This window comes from Streptococcus sp. 'caviae' (genome assembly GCF_001937065.1).
Taxonomy (GTDB): domain Bacteria; phylum Bacillota; class Bacilli; order Lactobacillales; family Streptococcaceae; genus Streptococcus.
Genome location: NZ_MOWR01000005.1, coordinates 136902 through 156126 on the forward strand (window position 1 = coordinate 136902; position 19225 = coordinate 156126).

Annotated in this window: 20 protein-coding genes and 1 pseudogene; 17 read left to right on the forward strand and 4 right to left on the reverse strand. The window is 43.9% G+C overall.

Annotation, left to right across the window (positions count from 1 at the left end):
* Positions 1–269 precede the first annotated feature (269 nt).
* Positions 270–1229 carry an asparaginase gene (locus BMI76_RS06605; RefSeq protein WP_075346800.1) on the reverse strand — a complete coding sequence of 320 codons (960 nt, stop codon included), beginning with the start codon at positions 1227–1229 and terminating at the stop codon, positions 270–272.
* A gap of 72 nt (positions 1230–1301) precedes the next feature.
* On the opposite strand from BMI76_RS06605, the gene BMI76_RS06610 reads away from it, so the two are divergent.
* Entirely contained in the window at positions 1302–2684 is a 1383-nt protein-coding gene (locus BMI76_RS06610; protein WP_075346801.1) for a Cof-type HAD-IIB family hydrolase, read from the forward strand.
* Positions 2685–2788: 104 nt separating this feature from the next.
* Here BMI76_RS06610 and tnpA read toward each other — a convergent pair.
* The 3 genes and pseudogenes from tnpA to BMI76_RS06630 all read right to left on the reverse strand — a co-directional run bounded on the left by tnpA (position 2789) and on the right by BMI76_RS06630 (position 4515).
* Positions 2789–3212 (reverse strand): annotated as a pseudogene (gene tnpA, locus BMI76_RS10565) (IS200/IS605 family transposase).
* Between the two features lie 218 nt (positions 3213–3430).
* A complete protein-coding gene (locus BMI76_RS06625) occupies positions 3431–3880 on the reverse strand; it encodes a universal stress protein (protein ID WP_003086587.1) in 450 nt (149 codons plus the stop codon).
* Between the two features lie 98 nt (positions 3881–3978).
* Positions 3979–4515 carry a biotin transporter BioY gene (locus tag BMI76_RS06630; protein ID WP_075346802.1) on the reverse strand — a complete coding sequence of 179 codons (537 nt, stop codon included), beginning with the start codon at positions 4513–4515 and terminating at the stop codon, positions 3979–3981.
* A gap of 213 nt (positions 4516–4728) precedes the next feature.
* On the opposite strand from BMI76_RS06630, the gene BMI76_RS06635 reads away from it, so the two are divergent.
* The 16 genes from BMI76_RS06635 (at position 4729) to BMI76_RS06710 (ending at position 19070) form a co-directional block, all read left to right on the forward strand.
* Complete coding sequence (locus tag BMI76_RS06635; RefSeq protein ID WP_075346803.1) at positions 4729–5943, forward strand: pyridoxal phosphate-dependent aminotransferase; 1215 nt, start codon at positions 4729–4731, stop codon at positions 5941–5943.
* Positions 5944–6051: 108 nt separating this feature from the next.
* Positions 6052–6837, forward strand: coding sequence for a GTP-sensing pleiotropic transcriptional regulator CodY (codY, locus tag BMI76_RS06640; protein WP_075346804.1), 786 nt, complete (start codon positions 6052–6054; stop codon positions 6835–6837).
* Positions 6837–7388 carry a cysteine hydrolase family protein gene (locus BMI76_RS06645; protein WP_075346805.1) on the forward strand — a complete coding sequence of 184 codons (552 nt, stop codon included), beginning with the start codon at positions 6837–6839 and terminating at the stop codon, positions 7386–7388. The genes codY and BMI76_RS06645 overlap by 1 nt, the downstream gene beginning before the upstream one ends.
* A 260-nt stretch (positions 7389–7648) precedes the next feature.
* Entirely contained in the window at positions 7649–9400 is a 1752-nt protein-coding gene (aspS, locus tag BMI76_RS06650; RefSeq protein ID WP_075346806.1) for an aspartate--tRNA ligase, read from the forward strand.
* Between the two features lie 54 nt (positions 9401–9454).
* Positions 9455–9757, forward strand: a complete 303-nt coding sequence (gatC, locus tag BMI76_RS06655; RefSeq protein WP_075346807.1) for an Asp-tRNA(Asn)/Glu-tRNA(Gln) amidotransferase subunit GatC — start codon at positions 9455–9457, stop codon at positions 9755–9757.
* The gene (gatA, locus tag BMI76_RS06660) at positions 9757–11223 is read left to right on the forward strand and encodes an Asp-tRNA(Asn)/Glu-tRNA(Gln) amidotransferase subunit GatA (RefSeq protein WP_075346808.1); all 1467 of its coding nucleotides are present in this window, start codon (positions 9757–9759) and stop codon (positions 11221–11223) included. Before gatC ends, gatA begins: the two co-directional genes overlap by 1 nt.
* On the forward strand, positions 11223–12656 hold the full coding sequence (gene gatB, locus BMI76_RS06665; RefSeq protein WP_075346809.1) for an Asp-tRNA(Asn)/Glu-tRNA(Gln) amidotransferase subunit GatB: 1434 nt from the start codon (positions 11223–11225) through the stop codon (positions 12654–12656). The genes gatA and gatB overlap by 1 nt, the downstream gene beginning before the upstream one ends.
* 78 nt (positions 12657–12734) lie before the next feature.
* Entirely contained in the window at positions 12735–13643 is a 909-nt protein-coding gene (locus BMI76_RS06670) for a DMT family transporter (protein WP_075346810.1), read from the forward strand.
* Between the two features lie 255 nt (positions 13644–13898).
* Positions 13899–14426, forward strand: coding sequence for a YqeG family HAD IIIA-type phosphatase (locus BMI76_RS06675; protein WP_057491744.1), 528 nt, complete (start codon positions 13899–13901; stop codon positions 14424–14426).
* The gene (yqeH, locus tag BMI76_RS06680; protein ID WP_075346811.1) at positions 14427–15533 is read left to right on the forward strand and encodes a ribosome biogenesis GTPase YqeH; all 1107 of its coding nucleotides are present in this window, start codon (positions 14427–14429) and stop codon (positions 15531–15533) included.
* A gap of 17 nt (positions 15534–15550) precedes the next feature.
* The gene (gene yhbY, locus BMI76_RS06685; protein ID WP_003086522.1) at positions 15551–15862 is read left to right on the forward strand and encodes a ribosome assembly RNA-binding protein YhbY; all 312 of its coding nucleotides are present in this window, start codon (positions 15551–15553) and stop codon (positions 15860–15862) included.
* Between the two features lie 27 nt (positions 15863–15889).
* Positions 15890–16522, forward strand: a complete 633-nt coding sequence (locus BMI76_RS06690; RefSeq protein WP_075346812.1) for a nicotinate-nucleotide adenylyltransferase — start codon at positions 15890–15892, stop codon at positions 16520–16522.
* Positions 16519–17112: a bis(5'-nucleosyl)-tetraphosphatase (symmetrical) YqeK gene (gene yqeK / locus BMI76_RS06695; protein WP_075346813.1), complete on the forward strand. Its 594-nt coding sequence runs from the start codon at positions 16519–16521 to the stop codon at positions 17110–17112. The genes BMI76_RS06690 and yqeK overlap by 4 nt, the downstream gene beginning before the upstream one ends.
* Positions 17113–17478, forward strand: coding sequence for a ribosome silencing factor (gene rsfS, locus BMI76_RS06700; RefSeq protein ID WP_075346814.1), 366 nt, complete (start codon positions 17113–17115; stop codon positions 17476–17478).
* An 80-nt stretch (positions 17479–17558) separates the two neighbouring features.
* A complete protein-coding gene (locus tag BMI76_RS06705; protein ID WP_075346828.1) occupies positions 17559–18299 on the forward strand; it encodes a class I SAM-dependent methyltransferase in 741 nt (246 codons plus the stop codon).
* A gap of 87 nt (positions 18300–18386) precedes the next feature.
* Entirely contained in the window at positions 18387–19070 is a 684-nt protein-coding gene (locus tag BMI76_RS06710) for a hypothetical protein (protein WP_075346815.1), read from the forward strand.
* Positions 19071–19225 lie beyond the last annotated feature (155 nt).

Below are 19225 nucleotides of genomic sequence, written 5' to 3' on the forward strand. Positions count from 1 at the left end.
CAACTTTAGGGCACTAAAAATCTCCCTAAGCTGAACTATCAGGTTTTAGCTTAAGGAGCAAATTTAAACTGGCTTGTTTTTACATGTTAATAGAGGATTTTTATTTTTTAAACAGCCTTTGTTCAAGGTTGGCAGCAGAACCGTTCCGCAAACAGCAGCTACCGTTGTTAACATTTGTCCTTCTGAGATTTCCAGCGAGTAGCTGAATTCTTGCTGCTTAGGTTTGTCTGATGCAGTAATATCCAGCTTCGTGAGGATCTCGGAACTTTTTATCCTTCAATATATTCTCTGAGCTCCTGTCCTTTGAGTCCGGCATTAAGAGCGATTAGAAGTTTGAGGCGGGCCTTTTGACTGTTTAATTCCTTGACAAACATGACACCAGCCTCTTGCAGCCTAACGCCGCCGCCTTCGTAGGCATAGACGGGTTCTGCAATGCCGTTGAAACAGCGGGAAACCAGCGCGACAGGAATGCCTTGCTTGATTAATTTGACGATACTCTGAGCGGCCTCCGGCGGCAGATTGCCGGCTCCCAATGCTTCAACGATTAAGCCGTCAATATTGTTTGGGCTCAGGCTGCTTAAAAGCCAGTCTCCCATACCGGCATAGGCTTTAATAATAGGAACGGTTCCTGATATTTCTGTCAGCTCAAAGCGAACCCGCGGCTCAGCAGTTTTGAAAAAGAGAATATCGTGTTTCATGATGATTCCTAAAGGACCGTGTGTCGGTGTCTGAAAGGTTGAGACATTGGTCGTATGCGTTTTGGTGACGTACTTGGCAGCGTGGATTTCATCATTCATGACAACCAGCACTCCCTTGTCAGCCGCCTTATCATGGCTGGCAACCCGCAGAGCAGACAGATAATTGTAGATGCCATCGCTCCCTAGTTCATTGGAAGACCGCATGGCACCGGTCAGCACAATGGGAATAGCGGGCAGCAGCAGAGTATCAAGAAAATAAGCCGTCTCTTCTAAAGTGTCGGTTCCGTGGGTAATGACGACGCCATCATAGCTTCCGGCTGTCTGGCGGATTTTTTGCGCTAATAAGAGCATGTGCTCGACCTTGATATGGGGACTGGGGAGGTTGAAAAAATCAACCGCTTCAATCTGAATATCGTCGAGAGTAAAGCCGACATTTTTCATAGGATTGTCCTTGTCCGGAACAACCTTGCCTGTTTCATCGGTATGCATGGAAATCGTTCCGCCGGTATGCAAAACAAGTATTTTTTTCATCGTTTTTAAAATTCTTTCAAATTGTGTTATACTATATTTTAACATAATTTAAAGGATATAAAAGGTGATAGCGTGGCAATCAGAGCAGTTTTTTTCGATATTGACGGCACTTTGCTGAATGATCGCAAGCATGTTCAGAAATCGACCCAGCAGGCGATTAAAAATATGAAAAAGCAAGGCATTCTTGTTGGTGTGGCGACCGGCAGAGGGCCTGCTTTTGTTGCACCTTTTATGGAAAATTTAGGGCTTGATTTTGCCATTACCTATAACGGCCAGTATATTTTCACGCGCGACCGTGTTTTGTACCAGAACCAGCTGCCCAAATCTACCGTTTACCGTGTCATCAAATATGCCAGTGAGCAGCGCCGTGACATTTCTCTGGGGACGAGTTCAGGTCTTGTCGGTTCTAATATCATCAATATGGGAACCAGCCGTTTTGGGCAATGGCTCAGCCGGATTATTCCCAAAAGATGGACGAAGACAGTTACCAGGAGTTTTAAACACATTGTCCGTCGTGTTAAACCGCAGAGTTTAAATAGCCTGATGACGATTATGCGCCAGCCGATTTTTCAGATTGTTTTGGTGGCAACGAAGGAACAAAGCGATGTTATCGCGGAAAAATTTCCGCATTTGACCATTACCCGCAGCAGCCCCTATTCAGCCGATTTGATTTCTAAGGGCATGTCTAAGATTAAGGGAATTGCCCGTGTCGCCAGAGAGTTCGATATCGAAATGTCTGAGGTCATGGCCTTCGGCGATTCTGACAATGATATTGAAATGCTGTCCGGTGTCGGTCTGGGCGTTGCCATGGGCAATGCCACTGAGCAGATTAAAAAAATTGCCAGCTATACAACCGCCAGCAACAATGACGACGGGATTTCCAAGGCCCTGTCGCATTTTGGCCTGATTCACCATAAAACAGCCAAGGTCTTCTCCAGCAGTGATGATAACTTCAACAAGGTCAAGGATTTCCATCAGCTGATGGACGGCGAAACCTGTGAAACGCCGAGAGTTTATGATATTGTTGAAGGAGGGCACCGCTCCGATTTCAAAGCAGAAGAGATTGTCGAATTTCTATACGCTGCCAGCAACGGGGATCAAGAAGCCTTTGCCCAGGCAGTTCAGCGGCTTCACCAAGCTGTTGATAAGGCAGCCGATAAAGTTTTAACCAAGCCGCATCCCGAAACACCTTTGGTTGGGCAGGTAGATGCTCTAACAGATCTGCTTTACTTTACCTACGGTTCCTTTGTGCTGATGGGAGTCGATCCTAAGCCTTTCTTTGATACGGTGCACGAAGCTAATATTGGAAAGATTTTTCCGGATGGCAAGGCGCACTTTGATCCTGAAACCCATAAGATTCTAAAGCCGGACGACTGGGAGGAGCACTTTGCTCCCGAACCGGCCATTAAAAGGGAGCTGGATCGGCAGATTCAAAAATCCCTGCGCAAGTCTTAAAAACCTAAGCTCACTAATCATAACCACCCGTCAAACGGGTGGTTTGAACTAGGGGTATAAGTCAATATCATATCACCAGCCAGCCTCTTACAAAAGTATCTGTATTACTTGGCATTGTTCTTAAAGGGATCTTCATACTCTTTCACACTCAGTTTATCAAGTGTGGTGACAGTCTGTTCCTGCTCTTGAATATATTTCTTTATTGTGGGCTTCATTAAGCTCGGCTATTCTCATGTAATAAAAATGGTAATTCCTAAACTTATATTTGAGATTGATATATTTATCAAATATCCCATGAAGCTAGATGTGATAATTTGAGGAAGAATACTAACCAACATATGAACATGATCAGGCATCAATGCTCTTCAATAATCTCAACACCTTTGTAGCGACATAATCGGTGAAATATCTTACCTAAACTGCTGCGATATTGATTATAGATTACTTTTCGTCTATACTTAGGGGTAACACAATGTGGTATTTACACATCCACTTTGTGTGTGATAAATTATGCGCTTTTTGAGCCATACTTTTCTCCTTTCGCTTTACAATAGGTTTGAACACCTCTATTGTAGCGCGTTTGGAGTTTTCTTGGTATAACCGCAGATTGCGCACCCGCATAGCGGGTGGTTTATTTGTCTCGCACCTACGGAGCGAGACGGACTAAAAGTCACATAATGAAAAAACGAACAGCCGATCATGATTTTGCATCATATCTCAGCTTGTTCGTTTTTATTTTGTTTTATTTATAATGTTTTTTCAGGGTCGCGGACAACCAGCAAATCTACCTTAGCATGGCGAAGGATATATTCTGATGAAGAACCGATAAGCAGCCGCTCAAAAGCGTTGAGTCCGGTTGCACCAAGCATAATAAGATCCACCTTTTCACGCTCAGGAATCTCGGTAGCTAGCAGAGGTTTAGGATTGCCAAATTCAATAATCTGTCTGACCTTTTCCAAGCCTCTTTCGCGGGCTTGCTTTTCATAATCATCTAAGACGCTGTGAGCTTCTTGTTCCAGCTTTTCATAGATGTAAGCATCAAAGGTTGCAACACTTTGGAGTGCGCGTGTGTCAACGACATGGGTCAAGAGCAGATTGGCATCATTTCTCAGAGCAACGCTGACCCCTTTTTCAAAAGCCAGTTCAGATTCGTAGGAGCCGTCAATAGCAACCATGATATTTTTATAAGTAGACATAAGCTAAACCTCCGTCTCATCTTTATACTTATATTGTAACCCTTTTCTGAAAAAAAGTAAAATATATCTAAGCGGTTTCCGGCAGCTTTTACCAGTGCTTATGCCTGAAGGAAAGAGGAATTTTTAAATCTTCGATGAATGAGGGTGACAATCAATACTTTGATGGTATCACCCGGGAGAAAAATGAGGCTGGCCATTAAAGCTTGCGGCAGCGGCATGTGGGATTGAACTGTCAGACCGATAGCTCCCATGACATCTATAAACAATGCTCCAGCTAACCAAATCAGCAAGAATTCCAAGAAAACATTGGCCTTATCACATTTTTCTGTGACCAGTCCCACGAGAAAAGCTGCAAAAGGATAGGAGAACAAGTAGCCTGCTGTGGGTCCCATGAAAACAGCGATATTGCCGGACCCGCCGGATAAGACTGGCATTCCCAAGGCAGCCAGCACCAGAAAGATGCTGACGCATAAAAACCCGCGCTTAGAGCCTAGGAGAGCTCCCGCCAGCATAATCCCCATATTCTGTAAGATAATGGGAACAGGAATGAAGCCCAGAGGAATACCGGGAATAAAGCCCAGTGCAATGATAATAGCAATCATTACGGCGATTAAGGCGATTGTTTTTGTTTTCATGATGCGAAAAGCTCCTTTAGTTAACCTTGGATATTTTTTAGGATAACTGTATTATGGCACATTTTTTTGACAAAGGCAAGAGGAGATTCAAGTATACAGGCTGACTGGTCAACAGATAAAACCAAAATGTCTATTGGTTCTTAGGAGCTTGATTGCGATTTTAGTTAAAATGCGCTACAATAATGACACCAATGTAACCAGTGAGGTGAAACGATGAGAGAATTTAATAAATCCATTAAACTTGAGCATGTCGCTTATGATATTCGGGGCCCGGTCTTGGAAGAGGCCAACCGCATGATTGTCAATGGCGAAAAGATTCTTCGGCTGAATACCGGCAATCCGGCTGCTTTTGGTCTGACTGCTCCTGATGAAGTTATCCGTGATTTAATTATGAATGCGCGTGAGAGCGAAGGATATTCGGATTCAAAAGGCATTTTCCCAGCTCGTAAAGCCATCATGCAGTACTGCCAGCTTAAAAATATTCCTGATGTTGACGTTGATGATATCTATATCGGCAACGGGGTATCTGAAATGATTACCATGTCCATGCAGGGGCTTTTAGATGACGGAGATGAGGTCTTAATCCCAATGCCGGACTATCCGCTCTGGACAGCTTCTGTCAGTCTTGCCGGCGGCCACGCTGTTCATTACGTTTGCGATGAAAGCTCTAATTGGTATCCGGATATCAATGACATCAAGTCCAAGATCACTTCTAATACAAAGGCTATCGTCATCATTAATCCCAATAATCCTACCGGAGCTCTCTATTCCAAGGATGTCTTGCTGGATATTGTAGAAATTGCCAGACAAAATGATCTGATTATTTTTGCAGATGAGATTTATGACCGTCTGGTTATGGATGGCGGTGAGCATGTGGCTATTGCTAGCCTGGCGCCGGACCTCTTCTGTGTGTCAATGAATGGTTTGTCAAAATCGCATCGTATTGCCGGTTTCCGTGTCGGCTGGATGGTGCTGTCCGGACCGAAGAAGCATGTTAAAGATTATATTGAAGGGCTCAATATGCTCTCTAATATGCGTCTTTGTTCCAATGTTTTAGCCCAGCAGGTTATTCAGACTTCTCTGGGCGGTGTGCAGTCGATTGATAAACTTTTGCTGCCGGGAGGACGCATTTATGAACAGCGCAATTTCATCTATAAGGCCATGAATGAGATTCCGGGGATTACAGCAGTTAAGCCGCAGGCAGGGCTCTATATCTTCCCTAAGATTGACCGCAGCATGTATCGCATTGATGATGATGAGCAGTTTGTGCTCAATTTCCTTAAGCAGGAAAAAGTGCTCCTCGTTCACGGCCGCGGCTTTAACTGGATGGAGCCGGATCACTTCCGCATCGTTTATTTGCCGCGTGTTGAAGAGCTTTCTGAAATTCAAGAAAAAATGACACGCTTTCTCAGTCAGTATCGAAAATAAAAGGGCTTTCAAAAAAGTTGTCAAACAGTAAGGAATTTTCTGACAATTATTTGCATTCTAAAAAATCCTTTGTTATAATAGTTTTGACTATCAAAGAAAGAGTGACTTATGGCTAATTTATTATCAAAAACACGACGTATTACGTCTATTTTGCAGCGGTCGGCCGAAAGTCTTCAAAGTGATTTGCCCTACGATACGATTGCGGATCAGTTGGCTGAAATTATTGACTGCAATACGTGTATTATCGATGGGAGCGGCAAAATTCTCGGCTATGCGATGAAATATAAAACCAATACCGATCGTGTTGAAGAATTTTTCCAAGCAAAAAAACTTCCTGAGGACTATGTCAAAGCGGCCAGCCGTATCTATGACACAGAGGCTAATTTGTCAGTTGAAAATGAGCTGACGATTTTCCCGGTTGAATCCAAGGATATCTATCCGGATGGTTTAACGACCATTGCTCCCATTTACGGCGGCGGTATGCGGCTGGGTTCTCTGATTATCTGGCGCAATGACAAAGAGTTCAATGACGATGATTTGATCTTAATTGAAATTGCCTCTACGGTTGTAGGGATTCAGCTCTTGAACCTGCAGACAGAAAATCTGGAAGAAACCATCCGCAAGCAAACGGCGATTAATATGGCGATTAATACCTTGTCTTATTCAGAAATGAAAGCTGTTGCGGCTATTCTCAATGAACTTGATGGCAATGAAGGCCGCCTGACGGCTTCGGTCATTGCAGATCGTATCGGCATTACGCGCAGCGTCATCGTCAATGCCCTTCGAAAACTCGAAAGTGCGGGCATCATTGAAAGCCGTTCGCTGGGCATGAAGGGGACTTATTTAAAAGTCATCAATGAAGGCATTTTTGATAAACTAAAGGACTATAGTTAATGGCAAAAGCACTGATTTCAATTGATTACACCTATGATTTTGTTGCCGATGACGGCAAACTGACAGCGGGAAAACCGGCTCAGGCTATTTCAGAAAGAATTGCTCAGGTGACACAGGCTGCTTATGACAAGGGCGACTATATTTTCTTTGCTATTGACGGTCACGACGAAGGAGACGTCTTTCATCCGGAGACTAAGCTCTTTCCGCCTCATAATATCAAAGGAACAAGCGGACGTGACTTGTATGGCCCTCTGGCTGATTTCTACCAAGAGCACAAGACTGATCAAAGTGTCTTTTGGTTAGATAAGCGTCATTATTCTGCCTTTTCAGGAACGGATTTGGATATCCGCCTGCGTGAGCGGGGCGTAAAGACAGTTGTTTTGACAGGGGTTCTGACAGATATCTGCGTCTTGCATACAGCTGTTGATGCCTATAATCTCGGCTATCAAATTGAAGTGATAGAGTCGGCTGTAGCTTCTTTGAGTCAAGAAAATCATCAATTTGCGCTCAACCACTTGCAAAATGTGCTGGGTGCAACTATAATAGAATAATCAATAAGTAAAAAATTAAATATGAAGAGAAGCAGAGTAGGCCTTGCGGCTTGTCCAGAGAGCATCCGTTGCTGGGAGTGATGCCAAGCCAAAAGAATCCGAAGAACATGCTTTAATCTCCTATCTTAAAAATTTAGGCGTCTCATTCACGTTACGAATTAAGAGGTTATCAAAACTTTGATGACAAATAACAGTGGCACCGCGGTCTTCGTCTGTTTAGATGAAGGCGGTGCTTTTTTAGTTACAATAAAGAGGAAATCATGAAAGAATTATTTATCGGAAATTACGGTTTAGAACAAGTCGGACAGCGCTTGACCGCTAAAGGCTGGGTCGCTAATATCAGAAATCACGGGAAGCTGGCCTTTATTGAACTGCGTGACCGAGAAGGGCTTTTGCAGGTATTTGTAGACGGCCAGATTGCTGATTTTGAAAAGCTCCATGAGCTGCATAAGGAAAGTATTTTAGCGGTGACAGGAGAGGTCGTTGCCCGCGATGAGCGCTTTGTCAATCCCCATATTAAATCAGGTCAGGTTGAGCTGCGGGCAGAAAAAATTGACATTATTGCTGACAGCAAGGCACTGCCTTTTGAATTGGACAATCATGCTCATGCTGGCGAGGAAATCCGTCAGAAATACCGCTATCTGGACTTGCGCCGTGAGAAGATGACGGCTAACTTGAAGCTGCGCCATCAAGTCACAAAGGCCATCCGCGATTATCTCAATCAGGCTGATTTCATCGATGTTGAGACGCCTTATCTGACCAAATCAACGCCGGAAGGTGCCCGTGATTTCTTGGTGCCGTCGCGCGTCTTCAAAAATCAATTTTATGCTCTGCCGCAGAGCCCGCAGATGTTAAAACAGCTCCTCATGGGAGCAGGGCTTGAGCGCTATTATCAGATTGTCCGCTGTTTTCGTGACGAGGATCTGCGCGGTGACCGCCAGCCTGAATTTACTCAGGTTGATTTGGAGATGAGCTTTGTCAGCGAAGAAGATGTCCGACAGCTGGTAGAAGGCATGCTCAAAGCGGTTGTCAAGGCCAGCAGAGGCATTGATCTGACTGCTGATTTTCCAACGATTTCCTATGCAGAAGCTATGAGCCGCTTTGGTTCTGACAAACCGGATACCCGCTTTGCCATGGAACTTAAGGATCTGACAGAACTTTCCAAAGGCAATCCGTCGCTCTTTCTGCAAAAAGGCCTCAAAAAAGAAAATGGGGCTGTCATGGGAATCTGTGCCAAAAATGCTGCCAAGGCTTTCACCAATCGGCAAATGGCTGGATTGAAACAATTGGTTATGGATTTCGGAGTCGCCGGTTTTGCGACAGCAACCATAGAAAACGGTCAAATTACAGGCTCTCTCAAATCTACTTTCAAGGAGCATAACGCTGAATTGCTGGACTTGTTTGCGGCTGAAGATGGAGACCTCATCTTCTTTGTAACAGGTTCGCTCAGACGTGTCCAAGAGGCTCTTGGAGGTCTTCGAATCAGATTAGCCAAAGATTTAGACTTAATCGATAATGATAAGTTGAACTTCCTCTGGGTAACTGACTGGCCGCTGCTTGAGTGGAATGATGATTTGGGCCGCTATCAGGCCATGCACCATCCTTTTACTCAGGGAGCCTTTGAAGAAGGCAGCGACTGGCAGGAAAATCCTGAAAAAATTATGAGCAGAGCCTATGACATCGTTCTAAACGGCTATGAAATCGGCGGGGGAAGTCTGCGGATTCATGAGCGCAAGGCCCAAGAAGCCATGTTTGAGCTGCTGGGCATGAAAAAAGAAGATTATGAGCGTGATTTTGGTTTCTTCCTGGAAGCCCTGGACTATGGTTTCCCGCCTCATGGAGGTCTTGCTCTGGGACTTGACCGCTTGGTCATGATTTTAGCAGGAGAAGAAAATATCCGCGAGGTTATTGCCTTTCCTAAAAACGGTCAGGGGTCTGATCCAATGCTTGAAAGTCCAAGCTTTGTCGGGGAGCATCAGCTGGCAGATTTGCGTCTTGCTTTGCGTGACTAAGCTGCTGGTTTTATGGTAAAATAAAAAAGTTGATATTTTATTAAGGAGAAAATAATGAAGATTTCAGAAGCAGAAGTTCGCCATGTGGCTAATTTGTCGAAGTTGAAATTCTCGGATAGCGAAACAAAAGAATTTGCAACGACCTTGACCAAGATTGTTGACATGGTCGAATTACTAAATGAAGTTGACACGGAGGGTGTGCCCTTTACTTCCAATGTGGCTGACAACATCAACTACATGCGCGAAGATGTTTCAGTACCGGGCTGGAACCGTGATGACCTGTTCAAAAATGTTCCAGAGCACGAAGACGGTTTGATTAAAGTTCCGGCAATTATTGATGATGGAGGAGACGCCTAATGACTTTTAATACTAAATCAATTGATGAATTGCACGACCTTCTTGTCAACAAAGAAATTTCGGCTCTTGAATTGACCAAGTCTGCTTTGGAAGATATTAAGGAACGTGAGGAAACAGTCGGCTCCTTTATCACGGTAACAGAAGAAGAAGCCTTAGCCCAGGCCGCTGCTATTGATGAAAAAGGCATTGATGCGGACAATGTTATGTCTGGTATTCCGCTTGCTGTTAAGGATAATATTTCAACCAAGAATATCCTGACCACTGCTGCGTCAAAAATGCTTTATAATTACAAGCCGATTTTTGATGCGACATCTGTTGAGAAACTCTACGGCAAGGATATGATTATTGTTGGTAAAACCAACATGGATGAATTTGCCATGGGCGGTTCAACAGAAAATTCCTACTTTAAACTAACAAAAAATGCCTGGAATCAAGACAAGGTTGCCGGCGGTTCTTCAGGTGGCTCTGCAACGGCAGTTGCTGCCGGTCAGGTGCGTTTGTCGCTTGGATCTGATACTGGCGGTTCTATTCGTCAGCCTGCAGCCTTCAATGGAGTTGTCGGGCTTAAGCCGACTTACGGCCGCGTATCCCGCTTTGGTTTGATTGCCTTTGGTTCTTCGCTGGACCAAATCGGACCTTTCTCGCAAACGGTTAAAGAAAATGCCCAATTATTGAATGTTATCTCGGGTCATGATAAGAAGGATTCTACTTCTTCACAAGTGGAAGTGCCTGATTTCACCCAGTTCATCGGCAAAGACATCAAAGGAATGAAGATTGCTCTTCCTAAAGAATATGTCGGCCAAGGTATTGATGAGAAGGTTAAAGAAACAATCTTGAAAGCTGCTAAGCAGCTTGAAAGCTTAGGTGCTGTTGTTGAGGAAGTCAGTCTGCCGCATTCTAAATACGGCGTAGCAGTTTACTACATCATTGCATCGTCAGAAGCATCTTCCAACTTACAGCGTTTTGACGGTATTCGTTACGGCTATCGCACAAGCGATTATGAAAATCTGGATGATGTCTATATCAATACCCGCAGCGAAGGTTTTGGTGAGGAAGTTAAACGTCGTATCATGCTTGGAACCTTTAGTCTGTCATCTGGCTACTATGATGCCTACTTTAAAAAAGCAGGGCAAGTACGGACGCTTATCATGGAAGATTTCAAGAAAGTCTTTGCAGACTATGATTTGATTTTAGGCCCGACAGCACCGACTGTTGCCTATGATTTGGATTCGCAGCACCAAGACCCTGTTGCCATGTATCTAGCTGACCTTTTGACTATCCCTGTGAATTTGGCCGGTCTGCCAGGGATTTCTATTCCTGCCGGATTTGCTGATGGCTTGCCTGTCGGCATGCAGCTGATTGGCAAACCGTTTGATGAACAAACCATTTATCAAGCAGCAGCGGCTTTTGAAGCAAGTACGGATTATCATAAACAACAGCCAGTCATTTTTGGAGGTGGCAACTAATGAATTTTGAAACTATCATCGGATTAGAAGTCCACGTTGAATTAAAAACAAATTCTAAAATTTTCTCACCTGCACCGGCGCATTTTGGCGAAGATCCAAATGCCAATACCAATATCGTTGACTGGTCTTTCCCCGGCGTCTTGCCTGTTATGAATAAAGGGGTCATTGATTATGGAATCAAGGCGGCCTTGGCGCTTAACATGGATATTCATCAGCGCATGCATTTCGACCGTAAAAACTATTTCTACCCTGACAATCCAAAGGCCTATCAAATTTCACAGTTTGACGAGCCTATTGGCTACAATGGCTGGATTGATATTGAATTAGAAGATGGCAGCACCAAAAAAATCCGCATTGAACGTGCCCACTTGGAAGAAGATGCCGGTAAAAATACGCACGGTGCAGACGGCTATTCCTATGTCGATCTTAACCGTCAAGGTGTTCCTTTGATTGAGATCGTATCAGAAGCCGATATGCGTTCTCCTGAAGAAGCCTATGCTTACTTGACAGCTCTTAAAGAAATTATCCAATACACAGGAATCTCCGATGTTAAGATGGAAGAAGGTTCCATGCGGGTGGATGCCAACATTTCTATCCGTCCTTATGGACAAGAAGAATTTGGCGTTAAGACTGAGCTGAAAAATCTGAACTCCTTCAATTTTGTCCGCCGCGGTTTGGCCTATGAAGAAAAGCGTCAGGCAGAAGTTCTGCGTTCTGGCGGTCAGATTCAGCAGGAAACACGCCGCTATGATGAAACAACTGGTGAAACAGTGCTGATGCGTGTCAAAGAAGGTTCAGCAGACTACCGCTATTTCCCAGAACCTGATCTGCCAATCTTTGAGATTGAAGATGAGTGGATTGAAAAAGTACGTGCAGAGCTGCCTGCTTTTCCGCAGGAACGCCGTGCCAAGTATATCAATGATCTGGGCTTATCAGACTACGATGCTGTTCAGCTGACCAGCTCAAAAGCCATTTCAGATTTCTTTGAAGCTGCGGTAGCTGAAGGAGCAGATGCTAAAGCTGTTTCTAACTGGCTGCAGGGAGATATTGCCCAATACCTCAATGCAGAAAGTCAAACAATTGATCAAATCGGCTTAACCCCTGAAAACCTAACAGAAATGCTGCAATTAGTAGCAGACGGAACAATTTCCTCCAAAATAGCTAAGAAAGTTTTCCTTCATTTGGCTAAAAACGGCGGTTCTGCAGAAGCCTATGTTAAATCAGCTGGTCTTGTTCAAATATCAGACCCGGCTCAGCTCCTGCCAATCATCCAAGAAGTCTTTGCCAACAACGAAAAAGCTCTCAATGACTACAAAGGCGGCAACAAAAATGCAGCCAAATCTCTGGTCGGCCAAATCATGAAAGCCACCAAAGGACAGGCCAATCCACAAGTCGCCCAAAAGCTGCTTAATGAAGAATTGGGGAAATTATAAATTTAAAAATCGGCTGCGGCCGATTTTTTGCTGCAAAATTATGCTACAATAAGGGAAAAAGTATGGCTGGGAGCTGGTATGAAAAAATTGTTTAATGGGACAGTTCTCATTGTTCTGGCGGCTGTTTCTTGGGGCTTATCAGGAGTTTCGGGCCAGTATTTAATGAATCAGGGGATTTCCGTTAATTTACTGACGTCATTGCGTATGCTCCTATCAGGAACCATCTTGCTTGCCTTTGTGATTTGGAAACAGCCTAAGCAAGTCAAAATAATGCTTAATGATAAAAAGACGTTAAGCAGAATTTTAGTTTTTAGTATATGCGGTCTTCTTTTCAATCAGTTTAGCTATCTGCAGGCTATCCATCATACCAATGCTGGAACGGCAACCGTTCTGCAGTATCTGGCGCCGGTTTTAGTTTTGGCTGTTGTTTGTTTTAAAGATCGCAGTTTGCCGACATTGGGTGAAGTTGCTGCGATTCTTTTAGCCACTTTGGGAGCCTTTGTTATAGCAACGCATGGACAGTTGGGAAGTCTGGCTCTGACTCCGGCCGGTCTTTTTTGGGGGCTCTTTTCTGCTGTGACTTATACCCTTTATATGTTTTTGCCCATCAAGTTGATTCAACAATGGGGAAGCCTGTTGGTCATTGGTCTGGGCATGCTGATGGGCGGTCTGGTATTTGGTCTAAGCACCCAGTCTTGGCAATACAATCCGCAATTTCAAACGGATAACCTCCTTGCTTATTTTGGCTTAATTATTGTCGGCAGTGTTTTTGCTTATACTGCCTTTTTAAAAGGCGTCAGTCTGATTGGTGCTGTAAAGGGCAGTCTTTTGGCAACCATTGAGCCAATAGCGGCAATCTTTTTCTCAGCTGCGATTATGAAAGAAGTTTTTTATCCCATGGATCTTTTAGGCATGCTCTTGATTATACTGGCTGTCCTCATCATTTCTGTAAGAGAGTTATTAGCAGCCGGCAAAGGAAAAATTTGAGAATTTTATAGAGGTTTATCATTGGATTCTTTGGTTGATTTTGGGATTGGTTCATGTGTCAACAGAGCGGTATAATTGTGGTATAAAGAATGGACTGGGATGCTATCTGTCTAAAACTATTAAAAAATGCATGTCATTCACCGTAGGTTTCATGCATTTTCTTCATATTTTCAGACTGCCGCAGGTCTTTTTCATCCTCGCCTTATTCTTCATTTTATGTTAAAATAAAGGGTACTATTGTATTTGGAGAAGTCTGTGAGTATTGAAAATTATCGACCCGATTTTGTGGTGGAAGCTGTTTATGATTTAACCCCTGATAGCCTGCGAAAGCACGGGATTAAGGCCGTTCTTGTGGATTTGGACAATACCCTGATAGCCTGGAATCATCCTGATGGGACGCCGGAGCTGCGCGACTGGCTGGATAGCATGACTGAAGCAGATATGCCGGTCGTTGTGGTCTCTAATAACAGCCATGCACGTGTCAGACGCGCGGTGGAGAGGTTTCATGTTGACTTTGTCAGCCGGGCCATGAAGCCTTTTGCGCATGGCATTAACGCGGCGGTCAGCCGCTATGGCTTTTCAAAAGATGAAGTGGTCATGGTGGGGGATCAGCTGATGACGGATATTCGTGCGGCTCATCGTGCCGGTATTAAAAGTATTCTAGTGAAACCTTTGGTGGAATCAGATGCTTGGAATACTAAGTTTAATCGTGCGCGTGAACGCCGTGTTTGGAAAAAAATCGAAGACAAATATGGTGCATTTGTCTATAAAAAGGAAATTTAAGTGGAAGCATTATTTTGTATCGGCTGCGGAGCCCAAATTCAAACAGAAGAAAAAAATCGTGCTGGCTACACGCCGCAATCAGCCTTGGAAAAGGGTCTGGAAACGGGAGAGGTCTATTGTCAGCGCTGTTTTAGGCTGCGTCATTATAATGAAATCACCGATGTTCATATTTCGGATGATGCGTTTGTGAAACTCTTGCACGAAGTGGGCGACAGCAGCGCTCTGGTTGTCAATGTCGTTGATATTTTTGATTTTAATGGTTCTGTCATTCCCGGTCTGCCGCGCTTTGTCTCTGGCAATGATGTTCTTTTGGTCGGCAATAAGGCTGACATTTTGCCTAAATCCGTCAAGGCCAGCAAGGTAAAACAATGGCTTAGAGAGAGGGCTCATGAAGAAGGATTTCGCCCGGTTGATGTTCTTTTGACCAGCGCTCAAAATCACTATGCCATTAAAGAGCTGATTGCAGCTATTGAAAAACTGCGCAAGGGCCGCGATGTTTATGTGGTTGGCGTTACCAATGTCGGCAAATCTACGCTGATTAACGCCATCATCAGGGAAGTTACTGGTGACAAGGATGTGATTACCACCTCACGTTTTCCGGGAACGACGCTGGATAAGATCGAAATTCCGCTGGATGACGGCAGCTATATTTTTGATACTCCCGGCATTATTCACCGCCATCAGATGGCACATTATTTGTCAGCTAAGGCCCTCAAGTATATCAGCCCTAAAAAGGAAATCAAGCCTAAGACCTATCAGCTTAATCCCGAACAAACCCTCTTTTTAGGCGGTCTGGGACGGTTTGATTTTCTTCAGGGAAATAAGCAGGGCTTTACCGCTTATTTTGACAATAATCTTAAACTTCACCGAACAAAACTGGCTGGGGCAGATGCTTTTTATAAAAAGCATGCAGGAGAACTTCTGACGCCGCCGGACAAGGAAGAATTGGCAGATTTTCCGCAGCTGGTGAGACACGAATTTGCTGTGGATGGAAAAACGGATATTGTTTTTTCTGGCTTAGGCTGGATTCGACTGGCAGGACAGGCAAAAATTGCCGCTTGGGCACCGCAGGGAGTTGCTGTAGTGACCAGAAAGGCATTGATATAAAATGATAAAGGAAGCTTATGGCATTAACAAGTAAACAAAGAGCCTTTTTAAAGAGTCAAGCGCATTCGCTAAAACCGATCGTTCACATCGGCAAGAACGGTTTAAATGATCAAATCAAAACAAGTATCCGAAACGCTCTGGATGCGCGTGAATTAATTAAAGTAACACTGTTGCAGAATACGGATGAGAATATCCATGAGGTTGCAGAGATTTTGGAAGAGGAGATTGGCCTGGAGACAGTCCTGAAAATTGGCCGTATTTTGATCCTGTATAAGGAATCGAGCCGCAAGGACAATCGGAAGATTTCAGCTAAAGTTAAAACAATCTAAAGAGTTAATTTTGATAGTGGAGGCAAGATGGCTTTAGAACTGTTGACACCTTTTACCAAGGTGGAATTGGAAGAAGAAAAAAAAGATAGTAACCGAAAACAAATTGGTATTTTGGGAGGAAATTTTAATCCTGTCCATAATGCTCATTTGGTTGTTGCTGATCAGGTAAGACAGCAGCTGGGACTTGACCAGGTGCTGCTGATGCCTGAATTTATACCGCCTCATGTTGATAAGAAAGAAACGATTGATGAGCAGCACCGTCTAAAGATGCTGCAGCTGGCGATTGAAGGCATTGAAGGTCTGGATATTGAGACTATAGAGCTTGAACGAAAAGGAGTCAGCTATACCTACGACACTATGAAATTGCTGACAGAAAAAAATCCGGATGTGGATTATTATTTCATTATCGGAGCTGATATGGTGGATTATCTGCCCAAATGGCATAAGATTGATGAATTAATGCAGCTAGTGCAGTTTGTCGGTGTTCAGCGGCCTAAGTACAAGGCTGGAACATCTTATCCGGTGATTTGGGTGGACGTGCCCTTGATGGATATTTCATCCAGTATGCTCAGAGAATTTATCCGGAAAAATCGGAAGCCTAATTTTTTGCTGCCTAAACCGGTTCTGGATTATATTGAGAAAGAGGGGCTTTATCAATGACCTATGAAACCTATGTTGGCATGACCCGTGAAAACCTGCTGGAAAAGCTCAAAGCGCAGGTCTCTAAAAAACGCCTGAAGCATATGCTGGGGGTGGAAAAAGCAAGTATCTACTTGGCTGAGATTAATGGCTATGATCCTGAAAAAGCAGGGTTTGCAGGGCTTTTGCACGATTACGCCAAGGAGCTTTCAGACGAAGATTTCCTAGCGTTGATGGATAAATACCATTTAAACCCTGAACTCAAAAATTGGGGGAACGAAGTCTGGCATGGCCTCGTGGGCATTTACAAAATTCAAGAAGATTTAGGTTTAAAGGATAAAGAGATTCTGCGGGCAATAGAAATCCATACAGTTGGCAGTTCTGAGATGACCATGCTGGATAAAATCGTCTATGTTGCAGACTATATTGAATGCAATCGCGATTTCCCGGGAGTCAATAAAGCGCGTGAGATAGCGGAGCAATCGCTGGACAAGGCAGTGGCCTTTGAAACCGTTCATACGGTTGAGCATCTGGCGCATCAGGCCGTGCCGATTTACCCGCAAACAATTGAGACCTACAATGCTTATGTGGGCTATTTAAGAGAGGATTAAATGAAGGAAAAAGACTTACTGAAATTAATTGTTAAAGCCGCAGATGAAAAGCGGGCGGAAGATATTGTTGTCATGGATTTGCAGGGGCTGACCACTCTGACGGATTACTTTGTTATTATGCATGCAGCCAACAGCCGTCAGCTGGAGGCTATTGCCGATAATATTCGTGAAAAGGTAATTGAAGCTGGAGGCAATGCCAGCCACATTGAAGGCGATTCTAAGGGCGGCTGGGTGCTGCTTGACCTCAATGATGTCGTTGTGCATATCTTTTCAGAAGAAGAACGGTATCACTACAATCTCGAAAAACTCTGGCATGAAGCACCGATATTAGATATTAAGGACTTTTTGCCGCAAAATGACGAATAAAAAACAGCAGTCTTTTGGCTGCTGTTTTGATAAAAGAGAAAGGACAAAAGGTAAGCAAAGCGAGCCTTACCCGAAAAAAGATGAAAAACTACCAAAAATTCGCTGCCGTCTATGACAGCATCATGGACGACTCGCTCTATAATCTTTGGACCGACTTTTCGCTCCGCCATTTTCCAAAAGATGCGAAAAAGGCCAAGCTCTTGGAGCTGGCCTGCGGAACAGGGATTCAGTCTGTTTTCTTCAAAAAGGCAGGTTTTGATGTGACGGGGCTGGATCTGAGTGCGGATATGCTGGAATTGGCAGGCAAACGAGCTGAGGCAGCGCACTTGGATATTCCCTTTGTGCAGGGTAATATGCTGGATTTGTCCCATGTGGGTCAGTTTGATTTGGTGACTTGTTATTCGGATTCTCTTTGTTATATGGAAGATGAGGCAGCTGTAGGCGATGTTTTCGAGCAGGTTTACGCTCATCTCAATGATGGTGGTACTTTTATTTTTGATGTTCACTCGACCTATCAGACAGACGAGATTTTTCCGGATTATTCCTACCATGAAAATGCGGAAGATTTTGCTATGGTTTGGGATACCTATGCCGACCAAGCGCCGCATTCTGTTGTCCATGAATTGACCTTTTTCATTCAGGACGAAGATGGGCGTTTCACGCGCTATGACGAGGTTCACGAAGAGCGCACCTATGAGCTGCTGACCTACGATATCTTGCTGGAGCAGGCAGGCTTCCAAAATGTGAAGGTTTATGCGGACTTTGAAGACAAGGAACCAACAGCAACAAGCAAGCGCTGGTTTTTTGTGTGTGAGAAGTAGGAAAGCCCTTAAATACGACTTTAGACCCACTCAAGAGAGTGGGCTTTTTGCTATAATATAGATAATTTCCGTTTTTTGAGGTTGAATATGACACATTTACTGATTATTGTGGGACTTGGCTTTGCCGGTATTGATCCTGTAGGTATCTTACTGTTGCTTGGCGGCCTGGCTAAAGGATTTGATAAGAAGAAAGCACTCATTTATGCGCTAGGTGTTTTTCTGGGAACCAGTCTTCTAGGAACGGTTTTATCTGCTATTTTTGGCAATAGATTGAGCTATGTCATAGAGAACCTATTATCCAGTCTCTTTAAGCTGCCTGATAGTCTGTGGGTTGTCATTTACATTTTTATCATCTCTTTCCTTGTCATTTTAGGGCTAAAGAGACTGCGAGCTATCGAAAAGACTGCGCCAGATAAGGCAGCAAAGGGAGGTAAAAAGGGGCTTTGGGGAATGATTGGTTTTATGATTGTGACTGCTCTTATTGATCCAACTTTCATTGCTGTTTTAGCCCTTTCAGGACGACAGCATTTAATATTAGCTTTTATGAGCAATCTTATCTGGGTTCTTTTAAGCCAGCTGCCTCTTTTTTTACTGACGCTCACCATTTTGACTAACAAGCATCTAGCATTTACAAAATGGTTTAATAAGCTTGTAGCAAAACATCGACAGCCTGTTAGAAATATGGTAACGGGCCTGGTTTTTCTAGCGACTTTTGTTTTGTGTTCAGATTTGATCACTTATTTGATAACGGGGACTTGGCTCATTAACTAAAGAAACAGTATAAGGTAATAGTGGCAAAAGTTGGCTATTTGATAGCCTTAGCTTGAAGAAAAAGTTTGATACTTCCTTAGGTGATGTCGGACGGCAGCGACTTCCCAGGGAATTCCATGCCTAAACTTTGAGCCACGGTTTCAAAGTTTCCGAGT